An 18,359-nucleotide genomic window follows, 5' to 3' on the forward strand; every position below is an offset into this window, starting at 1 on the left:
ATTAATTAAAGATTAGAAAGTTATGAAAGCAATCAAATATAGCATCATAGCAATGGTTGTTGGACTGGGACTGACGGCTTGTACCGATTTGGATGAGAAGGTGTACGACCGTATTGATGCCGGTGTTTACTACCAGAATGAGGAAAGTGTGAAAGGTGCCGTAGCAGCTATCTACGGTCAGACTTCCAGCACACTGGCTGGTGAGAATTTCTTCCACCTTTCAGAATATCCTGCCGACCAACTGACCTGGCGTGTGTGGAACGGTGGTCTGTGGGGATGGGACGAAGCCATGAAGACTGTTCTTTCGTGGCATAACTGGAACTCCGAATCGACCATCATCGAGAATGCATGGAAAGGCGCATGGACAGCCATCGGACTCTCCAACCTGTTGTTGAGCGATCTGGAAGGTCTGAATGCTGCCAGTCTTGGTATGACAGAAAATGCTTTGGCACAGTATGTAGCAGAGGTTCGCACACTTCGTGCATGGAACTACTACTGTATCTTCGAACTCTGGGGTGGTGCACTGCCTTTGAACACATCGGCTGGCAGTGAGGTGCCTGGAACGGCTGATCCTGACTTCAACACCTCATGCAAACTGATTTACGATTTCATCGCTACTGAACTGGACGAGACAGTCAATAGTCTGGCACAAGACGATGCCAACCACACGATGGTAAACCGCGCCAATCAGGGTATGAACCGTCTACTGAAAGCCCGTCTGCTGCTCAATGCTGAAGTATTCATCGGTGAGAAGCACTATGACGAATGCGAGGCTCTGTCGAAGGAGATTATCAGTGGTAAATACGGAGCCTATGGATTGACCGACAACTACCGTGACCTCTACAGTATGGATAATGTGAAATGTCCAGAGGTGATCTTCGCATTGGCTGCTGAAGATGGACAGGGTGCCGCCAACGCTATCTCGAACGTACGCACCATGGTTGGCATGCATTACTGCTATCCTGCTATCTACGGACAGACTTACGACGGCATCGGGGCTTGGAACTGTGTATGTCTTGTTCCATCCTTCGACAACTCCGGGAACGTAGACCCACTGGGAGGCACCGACAACCCCAATTGTTTCTTGAGTGCTCCCTATAATGACAAATTGGGTGCTCCCTACGAACGCTTTGACGACCGTGATATCCGCAAACAGAACTATGTATATGACAATATTACCAAGACACACGGCCCGGGAATGTTCCTGAAAGGACTGGCGAAAGCCAACTATCACTTCGAACAGGACGGTAAGGTATTCGAGCCTGGTGATGTACTGACGGCAGATGCTGACCGTGACGGTCAGAGTCTGAAATATGTAGACCAAATTGGCTCTTTCCAAAACATAGGGCGTGATCTCGAGACAGTCATGAGTCCTCGCTGGGGTGAGACCAACTCTGGTATTCGTCTGGTGAAATATCCCCTCTATCCGAATGATGACAATGGTGGTTTCAAGTCTATCGACGATGTACAGTTCCGTCTTGCGGAGGCTTATCTGAATGTTGCCGAGTGTGAGATGCGCAAGGGTAATGCTTCAGAAGCTAAGAAATATGTGGACGAAATCCGTCAGCGTTACTTCAAGAGCGGTGACCGCACCAGTGCACTGAGCATTCCTGGTCCTGGTTTTAGTAACTTTGACATGGACTGGATACTTTCTGAGTGGGGTAAGGAATACTTGGGTGAGGGCAATCGCCGTCGTACCGACTTACGTCGCTTCGACAAGTTCACACAGGGTCAATGGTGGTTCTGGGGACGCGCTACAGAACCGGGACTTGAACTTCCTGCAAAACGTGACCGCAAGTATGAGTGGTATCCATTACCACAATCTGCTTTGAGTGTGAATCCCGGATTGGTTCAGAATCCGAACTATTAAATATTATAAGGTAAAAAAGTAAACAAGTAAAACTATGAATAAGAGATTATATAGTCTGTTGCTGGCTGTACTCACCCTGACGGGATTGATGACAGGTTGTAAGAGCAACGACGACATTGTGTTCGATCATGAGCGTCAGCAATTTGAGACGCGCGCCGACCGCATCCTCTTGGAGTTCATCGCTCCATTTGGTACTACTCCTAATGAGGAAATCTACATTCTGGGTGCTTTCAACGGAGAGGAAGAGGCTATTGGCAAGGAGGAATACAAACTCATGGCAGCTCCCACCAGCACTGCTAAATGGGGTGTCTATCTAGATCCCTCGACGTTTGTCAACGGTAAGTCACTTGCCGATGGGTTCTACTTCTACTCAGTAAGTCAGGGCAAGGAACTCGACCTCAACGGTGAACTGGCTCATCATACCGACAATCCTGGTATCGGTACTTTCACCAACATCTGGGGACAGCACTGGGAGAGTTACTACTGGGAAGGCGGTGAGTCACCAGAACCTGAGCACGACGGCTTTTGCGTCTATGTGGATGATCAGACTGGTTGGGACGCACTGACACTCTATATGTGGGGTGATGTGAACGACCTGAACGGCGGATGGCCTGGTATGGAGGTTACCGGTACATGGAAGCATGACGGTGTAACTTGGAAGTATTTCGATTTCGGCGAAGAGAATGCCGGTCTGAACGAAAACCTCATCTTCAACAATGCGGGAGGCGGCTCACAGCTGAAAGACTTCAACTTCACCATCGACCGCAATATCTACCTACGCATCACCGCTGATGGCGTTGAAGAAATCTCTCCAGAGCCCGCTGTCAAGCATGACGGTTATGCACTGTTCGTACTCAATGAGTCGAGTCAGACTGAATTAGCTCTCTATGCATGGGGCGACGCAGAGGCATTCGGCGGATGGCCAGGAATGGCTCCTACGGGCACTCAGACCATCAATGGGAATGAATATATCTACTTTGACATGGGTGAGGCTAACACAGGACTGAACCTCAACCTCATCCCCAACAACAACAATAATGGGGTGCAATGGGAAGGTGGCGATTTGAACTTCACGATTGACCACGACATCTATATCCGCATCTTCGATGGTGGATATGAGATTATCGACAAGGACTATCAGCCTGGTGGCGACACACCTACTCCTGGTCCAGAGCCTATTGATGAGAACGTCATTATTGCTGTAAAGAACACTATCGGCTATGCAGATCCTCATCTCTATGTATGGGGCGATAGTGAGGCATGTGGCGGATGGCCTGGTGCAGCACCTGTCAAGGTGACCGACAACGGCTGGTATCTCTTCGAATTACCTGCAAACGGAAACTTCAATCCTATTCTGAATGATAACGGTAATGGTTCTCAAATTGACGGTCCCGCCATTACAACTACAGGTATGATGTTCTTCGACGTGAATACCTCTTGGGAGCTCTCAACCAACACGGTGACTATCCAAAATGTGTCAGGTTATACAGACCCACGACTTTACGCCTGGGGATCTGGCGAGATCTATGGCGGCTGGCGCGGTATCAAACCTATCAGCAATGCGAACGGGACTTTGGTATTCCCACTTCCTAATGACGGTGGCGAGTATAACCTTATCCTGAACGGTGAAGGTGAAGGCGTACAGCAGGATATTGCTACCATTATTGCCAATCAGAGTTATACTTTTACCGCTAACTAATCCGTATGAGAAAAATACGCTTATATACGCTCCTATCCCTCGGTGCAGTGCTGCTTCTGGCAGCCTGCAACCCTGGGAAAGAAGCCTTCTTGGTGGACAACACGGTGCCCGTTGGCAGGGAAAACCGCATCATCTATCAACTGAACATCGGCGCCTTTACCTCTGAAGGAACTTTCAAGGCGGCACAGGAGCAGTTGGGACGACTTGACACGCTGGGCATAGATATCTTGTGGCTGATGCCTATCTATCCTCGTGGAGAGACAATGCACAGTCCGTATGCCTCCATGAATTTCAGATCTGTCAATCCCGCTTATGGCACGATTGCTGATTTGAAAGATTTTATTGCCGCTGCTCACGACAAAGGAATGAAGGTATGGCTCGACTGGGTTCCTAATCATGTCGCCGTGGAGAATCCTTGGGTAAAGGAGCATCCGGAATATTTCACGAAAGACGCCAAAGGGCAGATGGTACATCCGCATGGATGGGGTGATGTCTATGAACTGAACTACCAGAACGAAGGATTAGTCAACGAGATGGATAATACATTGAACTTCTGGGTAGAGCAATGTCATGTAGACGGTTTCCGCTGCGATTATGTAAGCAGCCCCACCATCCCAGTGAAGTACTGGCAGAACATCATTGCCGAACTGAAAAGCAAAGGTTTAGGCATTGAGATGCTCAGCGAGACTGACATCAGCAATAAGGAGAATATTCGTATTGACTCTTGCGGTTTCGATTATGATTATGCGTGGGATCTACAAGGAGCGTTGGCATGGAAATTCAAAGACAGCGAGAAGGCTGATACCCTGAAGACGATCCTGGACACATTCCTCAATGCCTCGAAGGCAATCAAAAACCGCCGTATGGTGTATCTGACCAATCACGACCAGAACTACAACGACGGAGGACATACGCTGAAGGACTTCTATGGCGACAACCGTTATCTGCTCACCGTACTGGAATTTACATTCTATGGCATGCCCTTGCTCTATCAAGGTCAGGAAATCGGTGACCCAGATACCCTGAACTATTTTACTGATGCCAAGGTACAATGGAACAAGGTGGATCATAAGATGCAGAACACTATACGCACTCTGATCGCATTGCATCATACCCAGCCCTCACTTGCTGCTGACGCTCCCGTGGAGTTCCTGGTGACCGATAACCCACAGGTACTTGCCTATCACCGTGGCAATGTGGTAGTGGTATTGAACTTAGGGAAATCAGACGTTAACGTGAAGGTAAATGGCATAGAAGCCGGAACATATACTCAGTGGCTTAATGACAAGACTATCGAACAAGGTCCATCTGCCACAGAGCACACTCTTGACACTGCATCCGAGATTGCCATATCGGCTAAGGGATATGCGGTATACGTAAAACAGTTATGACCTGCTTCATCATAAAGGTACAACTGTTTAATTAGAGTTAAAATTTTAACCACGGGCGGACTGCTCTGGGAAGAACGGACCGCCCTTTTACAACTGAAAGATAAATAATAAAGATTATGAGAAAGATATTCGTATTCCTAATGGCACTAGTGCCTTTTCAGATGATGGCGACAGACTATGTTGATGCCATCAACACCTCCTCCACAAAATATGAAGCAGGTCATCAAGTGATTTACGAGATGAATGTGGGTGCGTTTACATCAGCCGGTACATTTAACGCTGCTAAGGACAAACTGGAAGACTTGAAAACCCTCGGTGTGGATATTGTGTGGCTAATGCCTATCTATCCCCGAGGAGGTGGTATCAACAGCCCTTACGCAGCCACTAATTTCCAAAAAGTAAATCCCGCTTATGGAACCATTAATGACCTAAAGACATTTGTCAGCCGTGCCCATGAATTGAAGATGGAGGTATGGCTCGACTGGGTACCTAATCACACTGCAACGGACGCAGATTGGGTAACCTCACACCCTGAGTATTATAGCAAAAGCGGTAATAACTTCATTCATCCAAACGGTTATAGTGATGTCTATCAGTTGAATTACAATAATAGTGACCTCGTCACTGCGATGAATGACTGCCTCAAGTTCTGGATTGACCAGGCGGACATTGACGGCTACCGTTGTGACTTTGTCAGCAGCAATGCTATTCCCGCATCGTACTGGCAGACAACCATTCCACTCATCAAATCCTATAAGAGTGGCAAGACGATTACTTTCCTTGGTGAGGCAGACATTGCTAATGATGCTACGAAACTGAAATCTGTCGGCTTTGATTATGACTATGCCTGGCAGTATCAGACATCACTTGTCAATTATGGGTCATCAGGTGTTTATGCTGCTTCACTTAAAACAAACGCCAACAAACTGATTGACGGTCAAAACAGCATTAGTTTTGGGCGCATGGTGTATCTGACAAACCACGACCAGAATTATAATGAGGAAAAAAAGACACTGACTCAGAAATATGGTAATAACCGTTATCCTTTAACCGTCTTAGCACATACCGTATGGGGTATGCCTCTCATTTATAATGGTCAGGAGATTGGCGGTAATCAAGCCTTGAACTATTTTACAGACCAGAAAATTGACTGGAATAGCACTGATAAGAAGATGCTCAATACCATCCGAACCTTGAATGCTTTGAAGCATAGTATTGACGCATTCAAAGATGGAAAGACAGCCTCTACGCATCATTCCACGACTTGGCTGACCAGCAGTTCTAACAACGTACTTGCATACAGTTGTAAATACGGTAGTAGCGAGGCCATCATTATACTGAATTTCGGAACAGCCACGGTAAATACCACTATCTCCGGAATTACCGCAGGAGCATATAGTCTGTGGCTTAATAGCGAGACTATCAGCAGTGGAACCAGCCGTAAACAAGTAAATCTCTCTACCTCACAAAGCATCTCATTAGAGGCAAAAGGGTATAGAGTTTATGTAAAGGGTAACTACTCAGAAGAAGACATACCCGCACCAGAGGTTTATACTCCTACTATTGAGAGTTCTGATGAAATCAGTCTGTTCTTTGAGACTGCCACAGAAGCCAATTATCAAATCTGGGCATGGGGAGAAGGAGTAACTGAGCAACAACTGCTTGGAATCACTGGAGGCTGGGGTGACCGTCCTTCAATGACACTGATGGGAATTGCCGAAAACGGACATTATATTTACAAGTTCACTTTCAAAGCCGCAAAGGCACCCTCTAATTTCATTATCACGAAGAATGGTGATAACCCACGTCCTTACGACGGTGCAGTATATGTTGTTAACGGATATTATGTAGAAGGAACGGATACTCCCACCAAGACAATCAGTCAGTTGACAGGAATTCGCACCATCTCTACTCAACGTCCTACCGATGATCGCATCTATACTCTCAGCGGTCATCAGGTAAAAGACAAGAATTCTCTACGCCCTGGCATTTATATCCAGAACGGGAAAAAGTTTATTGTCAAGTAAAGGATTTCCTTATCAATGAGAGAGTCGCTTGCCGACATCGCGTCAGCAGGCGACTCACCATTTCAGTTCATAGAGTGCAGGCTTGGCACGACCCGTATGATTGTCGAACAGACCACGGTTGAGCCAGTAGTTAGTGACCTGTCGCCCACTCTCATTCTCCTCCGGGAACCACCAAAACACACCTGTCACATGCTTATGTTTACGCAGTTCTGACATCAGTTCCTTCGTAAACAGACGCTGTCCTTCTGTGGTGATGGGATAGAACTCGCTATACTGATCCGGTCCCTTCGACCAGATATCACGCTCATGAGAGTAATAGGCAGCTGTCTCTACGATCATCACCTCTTTGTCGGGAAACAGGACAGCAAGGGAATCGAGGGTGTTGTGGAGCACAGGCAGACGTTCGTGCCACATCGGATAATACGACAGTCCGATGATGTCGTAGTCCACCTGACAGCTACGCATCTGCTCATAGAAGTTCTTGGTGACAGCCCAGTCACCTGCCTTCTCCGTATGGATAATCAGTTTTGCCTTCGGACAGAGTTCACGACAGGCACGGACACCACTCCTCAACAAACGGGAGAGCACGTCGAAGCCCTCACTACCTGCGGCATTGACACGTCCTACCTCCCACATCATCCCATTGGTAATCTCATTGCCCACCTGTATCATATCAGGAGTACAGCCTGCGGCAATCATCTGTTGCAGACAATGACGAGTATATGCATATACCGAGTCAGACAAAGTCTCAGGAGCCGCATCCTTCCAGCGTTTCGGCATAAACTGCTTGGCAGGGTCAGCCCAGGTGTCACTATAATGGAAGTCCAGCATCAACGCAAGGTCAGCCTTCTTCACATGTCTTGACAGACGGATGACATAGTCCAGGTCCTGGCACACACCCTCCCCTTGGTGCTCCTTCTTGGCATACTGCGGGTCGACAAACAACCGGACACGTACCGCATTCCATCCCTGCTGTCTTAGGAACGTCAGAGGATCCACCTTCTTTCCTGCCGAGTCACGATAGACCGTCCCAGCTTCCTCATAGGATGGCAGCATGGACAGGTCACCACCCAGATACCGTTGTTGGGCAGAGGCAGACAAAGCCATACACGTACCTATTAATATTATAAAGACTTTTCTCATCGCTTTTAAATTAAAATCAGGCGGAGCAGGCCTTTGCCAGCCTATCCGCCTGATCATGGTTATAGTTTAAGGATTATTCTGCTACCCAAGCAATACTCCAGTTGCCTGTGATATCATTCAGGAAGAAGTCATAGGTTCCTGCAGGGACAATGATATTGTCACCACCTGGAGTCACATAATACTTATCCTCGCTGATAGCAGCACTACCGTCGCCACCCCAGTTGACATCCCAATTGTGGTTAGCACGGAACTTCAGCTCCGTATCCTCTGCGATGGTAGCACGAGCATACCAGTTATGTGGAGCACTCTCCAACTGCGTGAGTTCTATCTCACCTTCGTCCTTCCATTCGTTGAAACCGCCAATCACACTGATAGCATTGTATTCAGCCGTAGGAGCATCAATGATAGTCCATTCATATGTTCTGCTTCCCATGTCAGCAGTGAAGACAGCCCATACCTGAGACTCACTTGGACCAATGGCGCCACAACCATCAGCGTCACCGCCGAAGATAAGACTACCAGTAGCTGCAGTAGAGCCATTTTCACCACCAAATGCAGCATTCCAGTCTCCGAAATGTTCCTCAGACCAGAATTTCATACTCCATTGACTGTTCCATGACGTAGTGTATGAGAACTTATTGGCACCGAGAGCATACATCAGACAAGTCTTATTTTCCGTACTCCAACCATTAGGAACACCAACTACATAATACTTGGTCTCCTTCGGCTCATACTTGAAGCAGAACTTGTTCATATCAAGGGTAACCAGCCACTGACCAGCTCCGCTGATAACAGGAGTCTCGAACTTACCGAAACGCGGGTCATCCTTCCAAACGAGCAAGTTAGGAGATGTAGCATCACCATTTTCTGCGCAACCTAAGGCTACGTCATCCCATGGGAAACTGGCAGCATCAAAACCAGAACCCTTATAGAACTTATACCAGTTGTCACCGGCATCTGTCGTAGTCACCAAAGCCTGATAGACTCCCGGCTCCACCTCAGTCATCCATGTAGGGTTACTGGGATCCCATCCTTGCCACTGCCCCAACATCGCGTAGCCCTTAGGGTCAATCTCAGGAATGTTTGAATACGGAGTGACGGAAATCTCTGTCTCTGACTCAACAGGGACTGCCTCACCCGTTGCCAGAACAGCTGACCATTCCGTCTTTACTATCACTGCATGAGGAGTGGCAGAGCGGTCAAGGGTCACAGCCTCTACCAAAGAGTCCAACTGTGCGGACTTCACGGAGATAACACCTTTCTCAAAAGTATAAGGCAATTTCTGACCACCGATGGTGATATCCTTCAGGACAATGGTTGACACCTCCTCCTGACCTGCTGTGACTGTAATGATCTCTGACATCTCAGTGGCATTATCCATCACCACATTAGCCTGACTGCCTGGAGAGACAGTAATACCATACGTACCAGCAGGATTTCCCTGGGCATTCGACTGTGGATCCGCCCAGTCTTTGAAGTCCTCGTTACAGGAAGTGAATGCTGCTGCACAGAGCAGCATTCCACCTAATAATATATTTTTCTTCATACGACTCATTGTTTTTTATGTTACTCAATAGAACCAGTATTGTTATCGAAGTTAACCTTGAGCGTCTTGCCAGGTCCTACTTGCTGACTGTAGTTCTCTGGATCTGGCTTGGGAGGATCTGCCTTCTCTGCGGCACCTGAAGCCCAGTCACTAGGAATATCAAAGTCACGATAGTAGACGGTCGTACCGCTATAGAGCGTGAACTCTGTACGCCACCAGTCCTCACCAGGAACCACAATATATGCACGAAGCTCACCAGAAGCGGTAAAGTCGCTGAACGTCCACTCTGTCTTACCAGCAGGCACATCCATCAGTATGCCATCCCAGTTTCCGATAGAGTTACCAATCACACCAGCAGCGCCAGGAGCAACAACCAGTTTCACCTGGACATCATTGCCAACAATCTTGCAGATAAACTCAAGGACGTACCAGCCAGCCTTGCTGAAGACGATATTACCATCACTGGCAGCGGTGATCTCCAGATCAGGTACCTGATTATCGAACTCCGTAATCTTGTCATAGCCAAACCAGTCATTCTCCTTATAGCCCCACTTGAAACCATCGGCATTATTATAGATCATGGTGTAGAAGCGACCCTCCTTACCATAGACAGGTGCTACAGGTTTCCAGGTACTCCATGCCTCGGCGATAGAATTACCACAGACATAAACTGCTGTAGGCATGGTCACTTCACTAGGTTTATCGTAGCTCAGCACATTTACCTGAATAGCATTTGAGAACACCTCAGCATAATGTGCACCAGTGTCGGCGAGGAAAGCACGCAAACGGAAGTATAACGGCATCACACCTTCAGGATCAGCATCCTCATGAGCTTTACGATACATATCCAATACGGCAGCATTCAACTCAGCGGTACTGATACCGATCTTCGTAGAGGTATACGTTGTCTTGAGCTCGTTCCAACTGTCATCTTTGCCATCCAGAGAGATCTGTACGGCATAGGTCACTGCAGCAGGCCAGCCACCATAATTAGGTTGTGAGGTCGTCAGATTCAACGTGGTAGCAGATGGCAAATCATAGACATTGTTCGCTGCAAACTCTGGTTCATTGAGTTCAAATGACGCAGGGATCCAGATGGTAGGATTACTGCCATTGTCGTCCTTACAGGATGTAAGGAAAGGCAGGCAGGCTACCATTGCGAAAAGCAGACTTTTATATATCTTTTTCATATTCATAATCTATTTGATGTTTGTATGTCTATTAATAACCAGGATTCTGTATCAGATTCGGGTTGTTAAGCAAGTCGTTAACAGGTATACCATAGATGTAACGGTATGCAGGAACATTGTAAGTACCGAAGCGAACCTGATCCATACGATTTCTTCCCTCAAACCAGAACTCCTTCACCCACTCATCCTGAATTTCAGCAAGAGAATAGTTTGTCTTGGTAGCTGCATGAGCACGCTTATGCAGTTCGTTTATCTTTTCGGCTGCATCAGAAGTACTGCCATTCATACGGGTCTCTGCCTCAGCATAGTTCAGATAAGCCTCAGCGATACGCATCAAAGGCAGGTCTGTGTCAACCTTGACAATAGAACTTGTAACATTGCCATCAGAACGAACGTTACGGAACTTAACACATCCATAACCATTCAGATTGTCAGAGCGGTCCTCGATATTACGAGTAAAGCCTGTGGTGTAGAACAATGCACGGTCGTCGCCAGCAGCAGTTGTGATATCCTGTGTCTTTGTTGTTACTGCAGGTACCTCACCACCCACGCCAAAGAACTTGTCTACAATATAGCCAGTCAGCTTACCACACTTACCCCAAGCACAGTCTGTTCCTGAGGGAATATCAATATCCATTTTACCGTCTGTTGGTTTGTCGTACATAGCAAGTACAAGGAAGTGCATTGAACCATAACTCTGTGTGTCAATACCGTGATTCAGGACGGGATAAATATTCTCATACTGAGCACCATTGGTGTCATTGTCAGCAAGGAACAACATCTGATAGCCAGAATATACTTCTCCTGTCTTGGGGTTAGTGGCACCAGCAGTACAAAGCTTATAATAACCATTCTTGATAACTTTGTCTGCATATTCCTTAGCCTTTGCCCACTGAGCAGTGCCTGTATATACCTCTGCATTCAGATAAAGACGGGACAGCAGCAACCATGCAGCAACCTTGTCTATGCGACCGTAAGTGTTGGCTCCTGGATTAGCAAGTTCATCTTCGATAGCCAGCAACTCACTCTCAATATAATTATAGTACTGATCACGGGTGTAACGAACGCCAGCCTCTGTGCTAACATGTTCTGTGAAAGCAGCATTAGCATAGAAATCCATCACAAAGTAATACAGAAGAGAACGGATAAAACGAACCTCTGCACGCTTCTGCTGAACATCTGATGTACCATCCTCGGGGACTTGGTCGAGATAGTAGTTACACAATGTGATAGAGAAGAACAAACGATAGTACAGACCAACAGAGCTTGCGTTGTCAGCACCCCATGTCTTATCAATCAGTTCAGGGAGACCTGTATCATCCCATCTCCATGTTGCCTCTCCAGTAGGAAGTTCGTTAAGCTCCCATGACTTACGGAATAAGTCAGAACGTCCTTCATCGATGTCAAGGATATCCTTCCAAGCATCATCGTTATCGCCAGGACCTTTCTGGCCTGTGAGAGCAAAACAAGAATATATCTTGTTCAATAGAGCATCAGTATCCAATTCACTGGTCTGTTGCGGATTGATATTGTCTACATCAAGGTCGCCTGTGCATGATGTCGTCATGGTGCCAAAAGCCAAAACGGCAACAGCTACAGGAATCAATGATTTGATTTTATTCAGTATCATAACTTATAATCTTTTAAATGAATGAGATTTAGAAATTAAGGGTCAAACCAAGAATTCCAACAAACGGACGTGGATACATGTTACCATCATAGCCACCGTCAATTTCAGGATCGAGTCCCTTGTAATCAGTGATTGTAAATACATTCTGAGCTGTTGCATACACACGACCGCTCGCCTTCAGACCGAACAAGGTGTCGAAAGAATAACCCAGCGTAATATTATCACATTTCAAGAAAGAGGCATTCTGGATATAATAGTCACTCAGAGCGCCAACAACTGTTCCTGTCTGCCAGTTCTTTGGACGAGCAATGTCAATCACATTGTGCCAAGAATTACCCAAGAACACATTTGAGAGTACGAGGTTAGAGTTACCTGCCTCTACACCATTATATACATAATTATTAATGCTGGCGCGAAGAGAGAATCCGAAGTCCCATTTCTTCCACATCAACTTAGAGGTGAAGCCCATCGTTACATCAGGAGTACTCTTCTTGTAGAAATAACGGTCATTGATATTGATGATACCATCAGCGTTGCGGTCTACATATTGTCCCTCAATAGGCTGTCCGTTCATATCATAGACCTGCTGATAGACATAGTATGCCTCCACAGGGTGACCTACCGACCATGCCTTCACACCATCAGAGCCACCGTCACCAATGGCAAGACCGCCATGAAGAATCTTATAGCCCTCGCCAGAACTTGCTATCAACTCGTCAATCTCGTTTTTGTTATAAGTAAGGTTATAACCAATCTGCCAGTTCCAGTCCTTTGTCTGGATAGCACGCCAGTTAGCTGCAAACTCGAAACCGGTATTGTGCAGTGAACCGATATTACTGGTCACCTTGTTCTTAAAGTTTGTACCTACTGGAACTGTAACAGTATTAATCAGGTCCTTCGTCTTGCGATGATATACATCAAAGTTCATGGTCAGACGGTTGTTGAGGATTCCGAAATCCAAGCCAGCATTCCACGTGGTTGTCTTCTCCCATGTCAAGTTGGGGTTATAGGCATCCGGACGATAGGTGCGTCCATCACCGAACAAGGGATAATAGGCACCCTGAGAGTTTGGTGTATAAGTAGCAATATAGGTATAGTCACCGATACCCTCCTGCTGACCAGTGATACCCCATCCTAAACGGAGTTTCAAATCAGACAGCCAAGTAGCTTTTTTCAAGAAAGGCTCCTCATTGATCTTCCATGCAAGTGCAAGAGAGGGGAATACGCCCCAGCGCTTGTCTTTATGGAAACGAGAAGAACCGTCATCACGCAGGGTGAAGGTCAACATGTAGCGATCCATCAACGAGTAGTTGAAACGACCGAAGAATGATACGAGGTAGTTTTCTGTCTTATAGAGCGTATTCTCTGAAGGCAAATAATATTCACCTGCTAATGGATTACCATCCTCGTCTACCTTCTGAGAAGTTAAAGGATAGAGTCCATAATAGAAATAGTCACTCTTCTTATGGAAGTGCTGCCACTCATAACCTGCCATGACATCAAAATGATGAATCTCTGCCACATCCTTTATGTATTGGGCATAAAGGCTGAGTGAGAGGTTATAGGTATCCATGGTGTTCCAACCATAGTTTCCGTAATAGTAGGTACCAGAAGCATAACTATAAGGACTCTGTGACTTGTTAGTCTTACCTGTGCTGAGATCCATACCCATGTTCAAATGGATATGCAAATCCTCAAAACCGTGAATCTTATAGTCTGCCTCAATGTTGCCAATCAAAGCCTTTGACTTACCCTCATCACTATAGTTATTGAGTGCAGCAACAGGGTTACCGGTAGCAAAGGTATTCACACCTGTATTACCCCATGTAGGATCTTGCCAGTCCGTAGAACCGGGCCACTGCCAGTATCCACCATAACCGTTATCCTTGTTGTAATCATAGATAGGTTTCGTTGGATCCATATAGATTGCGCCACCAATAGCAGAGCCAGCATTAGCATATTTTGTCTTTGAATACATTCCTTTTGCATTGAAGTTAATGTTCAAGTGGTCATCGAGGAATGAAGGAGAAAGGTTCACGCTGGCTGTATAACGCTGATAGTTACTGGTCTTGACGATACCGCTCTGATTGGTATAGCCGAAAGAAACACGATAAGGCATATTCTTAATACCACCGGCTACAGTGATATTATGGTCTGTGCTGACGGCAGTGCGGTAAATCTCATCCTGCCAGTCGGTATTTGCAAAAAGGTGATTACCATTTGCATCGAAATAGCCGAGGCTATTATAATAATCACTGGCTAGATACTCCTCTTCCGTCAATCCCTTCTCACTCATCACACGATCCTTTACATATGCCTGATACTGAGCGGAGTTCATCACATCCATCTTCTTCTTCACAGCACTGATAGAGATATTACCGTTATAAGAGATACGTGGCTTGGAGTTCTTCTGTCCTTTCTTGGTGGTAATGATAATCACACCGTTAGAAGCACGGCTACCGTAGATGGCGGTAGCGGAAGCATCCTTCAGCACTGTAAAGCTCTCGATATCATTTGGGTTCACCAGATTGAGTGGGTTAGAGGCACCCTGCATACCATAGCTGTCCATAGCAAGTCCATCAATCACGATCAATGGGTTATTGGAAGCGTTCAGAGAGGATCCACCACGGATACGGATGGTTGCACCAGCACCTGGCTCACCACCACTATTCGTGATATTCACACCGGCGATCTTACCTTGCAACATGTCCTGTGCCGAAGTCTGCAATCCATGGTTCATCTCATCCGGCTTGAGAGCTGTCACAGAACCAGTCAAGTCGGTCTTCTTAGCACGACCGTAACCAATGACAACCACATTGTCGAGAACTGCAGCATCCTCCAAAAGGGTGATGTCGAGACTTGACGCTGCCTTCACGGTCTGAGTCTGATAACCCACATACGACACGCTGATGTCAGCACCCTGATTAGCCTTCAAGGCGAAGTTACCATCGAAGTCTGATACAGTAGCGGTCTGAGTACCTACCACACGTACCGTCGCACCGATAATCGGTTCGCCCTGAGCATCTTTAACATGACCTTTGACATCAATCTGTGCAAAGGCTCCTACCGAAAGAAAGAGTCCTAATAAGAGGACAAGCATCCTTAACGGAGTTGTAATGTTTACCTGCTTCATCTTAGAATTTTTAAGTTAATATATTGTTTTAAGTTTCGTAAAATCCTCACGATTTCTGATGCAAAGATAAGAGTTGTTTGCATTCGTTCATACTTTTTTTGAGTTAAAAACGTTATTAAGGACATGCAAACGTTTGCACATCGGATAATATATAAAATAAATAAGGTAAAGGAATAAGGAAAGAAACTTTTCTATACCTTTGCATCATCAGACTAAAAATCAGGAAATGGAAGAACGTACCCCCTTGACAATGAAGGACATTGCTCGTGAGCTAGGTATCAGTGTAGCAACCGTCTCACGAGCCCTGAAGGACTCGCCCCGCATCTCTGCGGAGCGGCGTGCTGCTATCCAGCAGTATGCAAGGGAGCATAACTTCACACCGAATATGATCGCAGAGTCACTGCGTCATTCCCGGATACAGCCTATGAAAGTTATCGGGGTCATTATCCCTGAGTTTGCCCATTATTATTTCTCGTCCATCCTTTCCGGCATCGAGGAAGAGGCATCAGCTCACGGTTACCGTATCATGGTAGCACAAAGTGACGAGAGATATGAGCGAGAGGTGAAAATATGCCAGTCATTCTACGAGAACAAGGTATGCGGCATCATCGTGTCCCAGGCTAAAGACACCCAGAGATACGATCACTTCCAGCGACTGATAGACGCAGGAGTCCCCTTGGTTTTCTACGATCGTATTTGTACGGGAGTAAATGCTAGCCGCGTGGTGGTGGATGACTATATGGGTGCCTTCAATGCTGTGTCGCATCTGATAGCAACGGGGTGTAACAGGATTGCCTATTATGGTTCCGCAATGACACTGGAGATCTCCAAAAACCGATATAACGGTTACAGGGATGCCTTGTTGAAAAACGGCATCCAACCTGATCCGGAACTGGTACGTATTTGTGACAACCGGACAGATGCAGAGGCGATTACTCCAGAGATCCTTAAAAGCCCTGCCCCACCCAATGGATTCTTTGCCGTCAACGATGACACGGCAATAGGCATCCTCTATACGGCAAAGCGCATGGGATTCAAGGTGCCCGACGACATCTCTATTTGTGGTTTTACTAACGGACAACGTGCCGTTGCCTGCGACCCCATGCTGACCACAGTGGAACAACGAGGCACGAAAGTCGGGGAAGAGGCCGCCGACATCCTGATAGGACATGTGGAAGGAACCATCCCTCGTAGCAAGATGGAACGAAGAATAGTAAGAACCCGCTTAATCATCAGGGGAACTACCAGATAGGGTATAGTAATATAGTTCCTATAGTTCCTATAGTCACTATAGTATATTAAGAATATAACAAAAGAAAAAGAGATATGAAACAAAAACCGAATTTACCATTTTGGAGCCTGTGGAACCTGAGTTTTGGATTCTTCGGGGTACAGATTGCGTATGCACTCCAAAGCGCTAACATCTCACGTATCTTTGCCACACTAGGCGCAGACCCTCACAACTTGAGCTATTTCTGGATATTACCCCCATTGATGGGTATTTTGGTACAACCAATAGTAGGTTCACTAAGTGACAAGACATGGACCCGTTTCGGACGACGTATACCTTATTTATTTATAGGAGCTACTGTTGCCGTTCTGGTGATGTGTCTGTTGCCCAACGCAGGATCGCTGGGACTAGCGGTCAGTGCCGCCATGATGTTCGGACTCATTGCCCTGATGTTTCTTGACACCAGTATCAATATGGCAATGCAGCCTTTCAAGATGCTGGTGGGTGACATGGTAAACGAAGAGCAAAAGGCAAAAGCATACAGCATACAGTCGTTCCTCTGTAACGCAGGCAGTGTGGCAGGTTTTCTACTCCCCTTTATCTTTACCTTCATCGGTATCAGTAACGTCGCCGAGAAGGGTGTGGTTCCCGACAGCGTCATTTGGTCGTTCTATATCGGTGCGGCGATCTTGATCCTCTGTGTCATCTATACCACTTTAAAAGTTAAGGAGTGGAACCCAAAGGAATATGCGGAATATAATGGAAATTCGGAAAAATCTGAGAACTCAGAGCATTCCGAGAACTCAGAGAACTCTGGCAACTGGATCACATTATTGCGTAAAGCCCCTTCCACTTTCTGGAAGGTAGGACTGGTACAGTTTTTCTGCTGGGCAGCTTTCCTCTATATGTGGAATTACACGACAGGAGCTATTGCCGAGACGGTATGGAACACGACAGACCCTGCTTGCGAGGACTTTCAAACTGCCGGCAACTGGGTGGGCGTACTGTTTGCCGTACAGGCTATCGGCTCCGTTATCTGGGCCGCTGTACTGCCCCAACTCAAGAACATTAAGGTAGCCTATGCAGTCAGCCTCATCATCGGAGCCGTCGGTTTTGCACTTGTGCCATATATCCATGATGCCTACCTGCAGTTCATTCCATTCCTGCTGATAGGATGTGCCTGGGCGGCAATGCTTGCAATGCCTTTCACCTTCGTCACCAATGCCCTGCAAGGTTATGGACACATGGGGGCTTACCTTGGGTTATTCAATGGTACCATCTGTATTCCACAGATTATTGCCGCACTCTGTGGAGGCATCGTCCTTTCCTTGGTAGGTAGTCACCAATCCACGATGATGATAGTGTCTGGCGTCCTTTTGGTCGCTGGAGCGGCGTGTGTCACAGTCATCCGACAAAAGTAATTGGTGCAAACGTTTGCATTCCATAACTTGAAAAACAATCCCCATTCGGACTATCCGCATGGGGATTTTTTGTATTTT

11 protein-coding genes are annotated in these 18,359 nt (G+C 46.7%); 6 read left to right on the forward strand and 5 right to left on the reverse strand.

Going from position 1 to position 18,359, the window contains the following annotated elements; all coding sequences use genetic code 11:
• The first annotated feature begins 22 nt into the window (after window positions 1–22).
• The 4 genes from BM257_RS00850 to BM257_RS00865 all read left to right on the forward strand — a co-directional run bounded on the left by BM257_RS00850 (window position 23) and on the right by BM257_RS00865 (window position 6,987).
• Entirely contained in the window at window positions 23–1,870 is a 1,848-nt protein-coding gene (locus BM257_RS00850; RefSeq protein ID WP_092067288.1) for a RagB/SusD family nutrient uptake outer membrane protein, read from the forward strand.
• A 34-nt stretch (window positions 1,871–1,904) separates the two neighbouring features.
• Complete coding sequence (locus BM257_RS00855) at window positions 1,905–3,569, forward strand: starch-binding protein (RefSeq protein ID WP_092067290.1); 1,665 nt, start codon at window positions 1,905–1,907, stop codon at window positions 3,567–3,569.
• 5 nt (window positions 3,570–3,574) lie between these two features.
• Window positions 3,575–4,960, forward strand: a complete 1,386-nt coding sequence (locus tag BM257_RS00860) for an alpha-amylase family glycosyl hydrolase (RefSeq protein ID WP_092067292.1) — start codon at window positions 3,575–3,577, stop codon at window positions 4,958–4,960.
• A gap of 116 nt (window positions 4,961–5,076) precedes the next feature.
• Entirely contained in the window at window positions 5,077–6,987 is a 1,911-nt protein-coding gene (locus tag BM257_RS00865; RefSeq protein WP_092067294.1) for an alpha-amylase family glycosyl hydrolase, read from the forward strand.
• Between the two features lie 54 nt (window positions 6,988–7,041).
• On the opposite strand, the gene BM257_RS00870 is transcribed toward BM257_RS00865, so the two are convergent.
• The 5 genes from BM257_RS00870 to BM257_RS00890 form a co-directional block, all read right to left on the reverse strand.
• Window positions 7,042–8,130, reverse strand: coding sequence for a glycoside hydrolase family 53 protein (locus tag BM257_RS00870; RefSeq protein WP_092067296.1), 1,089 nt, complete (start codon window positions 8,128–8,130; stop codon window positions 7,042–7,044).
• A gap of 73 nt (window positions 8,131–8,203) precedes the next feature.
• A complete protein-coding gene (locus BM257_RS00875; protein WP_177215964.1) occupies window positions 8,204–9,676 on the reverse strand; it encodes an Outer membrane protein SusF domain-containing protein in 1,473 nt (490 codons plus the stop codon).
• A 20-nt stretch (window positions 9,677–9,696) separates the two neighbouring features.
• Window positions 9,697–10,866, reverse strand: a complete 1,170-nt coding sequence (locus BM257_RS00880; protein WP_177215966.1) for a SusF/SusE family carbohydrate-binding protein — start codon at window positions 10,864–10,866, stop codon at window positions 9,697–9,699.
• 31 nt (window positions 10,867–10,897) lie between these two features.
• Window positions 10,898–12,496 (reverse strand): RagB/SusD family nutrient uptake outer membrane protein, encoded by a 1,599-nt coding sequence (locus BM257_RS00885; RefSeq protein ID WP_092067302.1) that lies wholly within the window; start codon window positions 12,494–12,496, stop codon window positions 10,898–10,900.
• Between the two features lie 28 nt (window positions 12,497–12,524).
• On the reverse strand, window positions 12,525–15,629 hold the full coding sequence (locus BM257_RS00890) for a SusC/RagA family TonB-linked outer membrane protein (protein WP_092067304.1): 3,105 nt from the start codon (window positions 15,627–15,629) through the stop codon (window positions 12,525–12,527).
• Window positions 15,630–15,855: 226 nt separating this feature from the next.
• Between BM257_RS00890 and BM257_RS00895 the strand changes: the two genes are divergently transcribed.
• Both BM257_RS00895 and BM257_RS00900 read left to right on the forward strand, forming a co-directional pair.
• Window positions 15,856–16,881: a LacI family DNA-binding transcriptional regulator gene (locus BM257_RS00895; protein ID WP_092067306.1), complete on the forward strand. Its 1,026-nt coding sequence runs from the start codon at window positions 15,856–15,858 to the stop codon at window positions 16,879–16,881.
• Window positions 16,882–16,955: 74 nt separating this feature from the next.
• Window positions 16,956–18,281, forward strand: a complete 1,326-nt coding sequence (locus BM257_RS00900) for an SLC45 family MFS transporter (protein WP_092067308.1) — start codon at window positions 16,956–16,958, stop codon at window positions 18,279–18,281.
• Window positions 18,282–18,359 lie beyond the last annotated feature (78 nt).

This window comes from Prevotella sp. tf2-5 (genome assembly GCF_900115435.1).
Classification (GTDB): domain Bacteria; phylum Bacteroidota; class Bacteroidia; order Bacteroidales; family Bacteroidaceae; genus Prevotella.

Excerpts from the sequence above, each read along its gene's own strand:
- BM257_RS00900 (WP_092067308.1), top strand. The coding sequence starts at position 16,956 with ATGAAACAAAAACCGAATTTACCATTTTGGAGCCTGTGGAACCTGAGT.
- BM257_RS00895 (WP_092067306.1), top strand. The coding sequence starts at position 15,856 with ATGGAAGAACGTACCCCCTTGACAATGAAGGACATTGCTCGTGAGCTA.
- BM257_RS00865 (WP_092067294.1), top strand. The coding sequence starts at position 5,077 with ATGAGAAAGATATTCGTATTCCTAATGGCACTAGTGCCTTTTCAGATG.
- BM257_RS00875 (WP_177215964.1), bottom strand. The coding sequence starts at position 9,676 with ATGAAGAAAAATATATTATTAGGTGGAATGCTGCTCTGTGCAGCAGCA.
- BM257_RS00890 (WP_092067304.1), bottom strand. The coding sequence starts at position 15,629 with ATGAAGCAGGTAAACATTACAACTCCGTTAAGGATGCTTGTCCTCTTA.
- BM257_RS00885 (WP_092067302.1), bottom strand. The coding sequence starts at position 12,496 with ATGATACTGAATAAAATCAAATCATTGATTCCTGTAGCTGTTGCCGTT.
- BM257_RS00870 (WP_092067296.1), bottom strand. The coding sequence starts at position 8,130 with ATGAGAAAAGTCTTTATAATATTAATAGGTACGTGTATGGCTTTGTCT.
- BM257_RS00880 (WP_177215966.1), bottom strand. The coding sequence starts at position 10,866 with ATGAAAAAGATATATAAAAGTCTGCTTTTCGCAATGGTAGCCTGCCTG.
- BM257_RS00855 (WP_092067290.1), top strand. The coding sequence starts at position 1,905 with ATGAATAAGAGATTATATAGTCTGTTGCTGGCTGTACTCACCCTGACG.
- BM257_RS00860 (WP_092067292.1), top strand. The coding sequence starts at position 3,575 with ATGAGAAAAATACGCTTATATACGCTCCTATCCCTCGGTGCAGTGCTG.
- BM257_RS00850 (WP_092067288.1), top strand. The coding sequence starts at position 23 with ATGAAAGCAATCAAATATAGCATCATAGCAATGGTTGTTGGACTGGGA.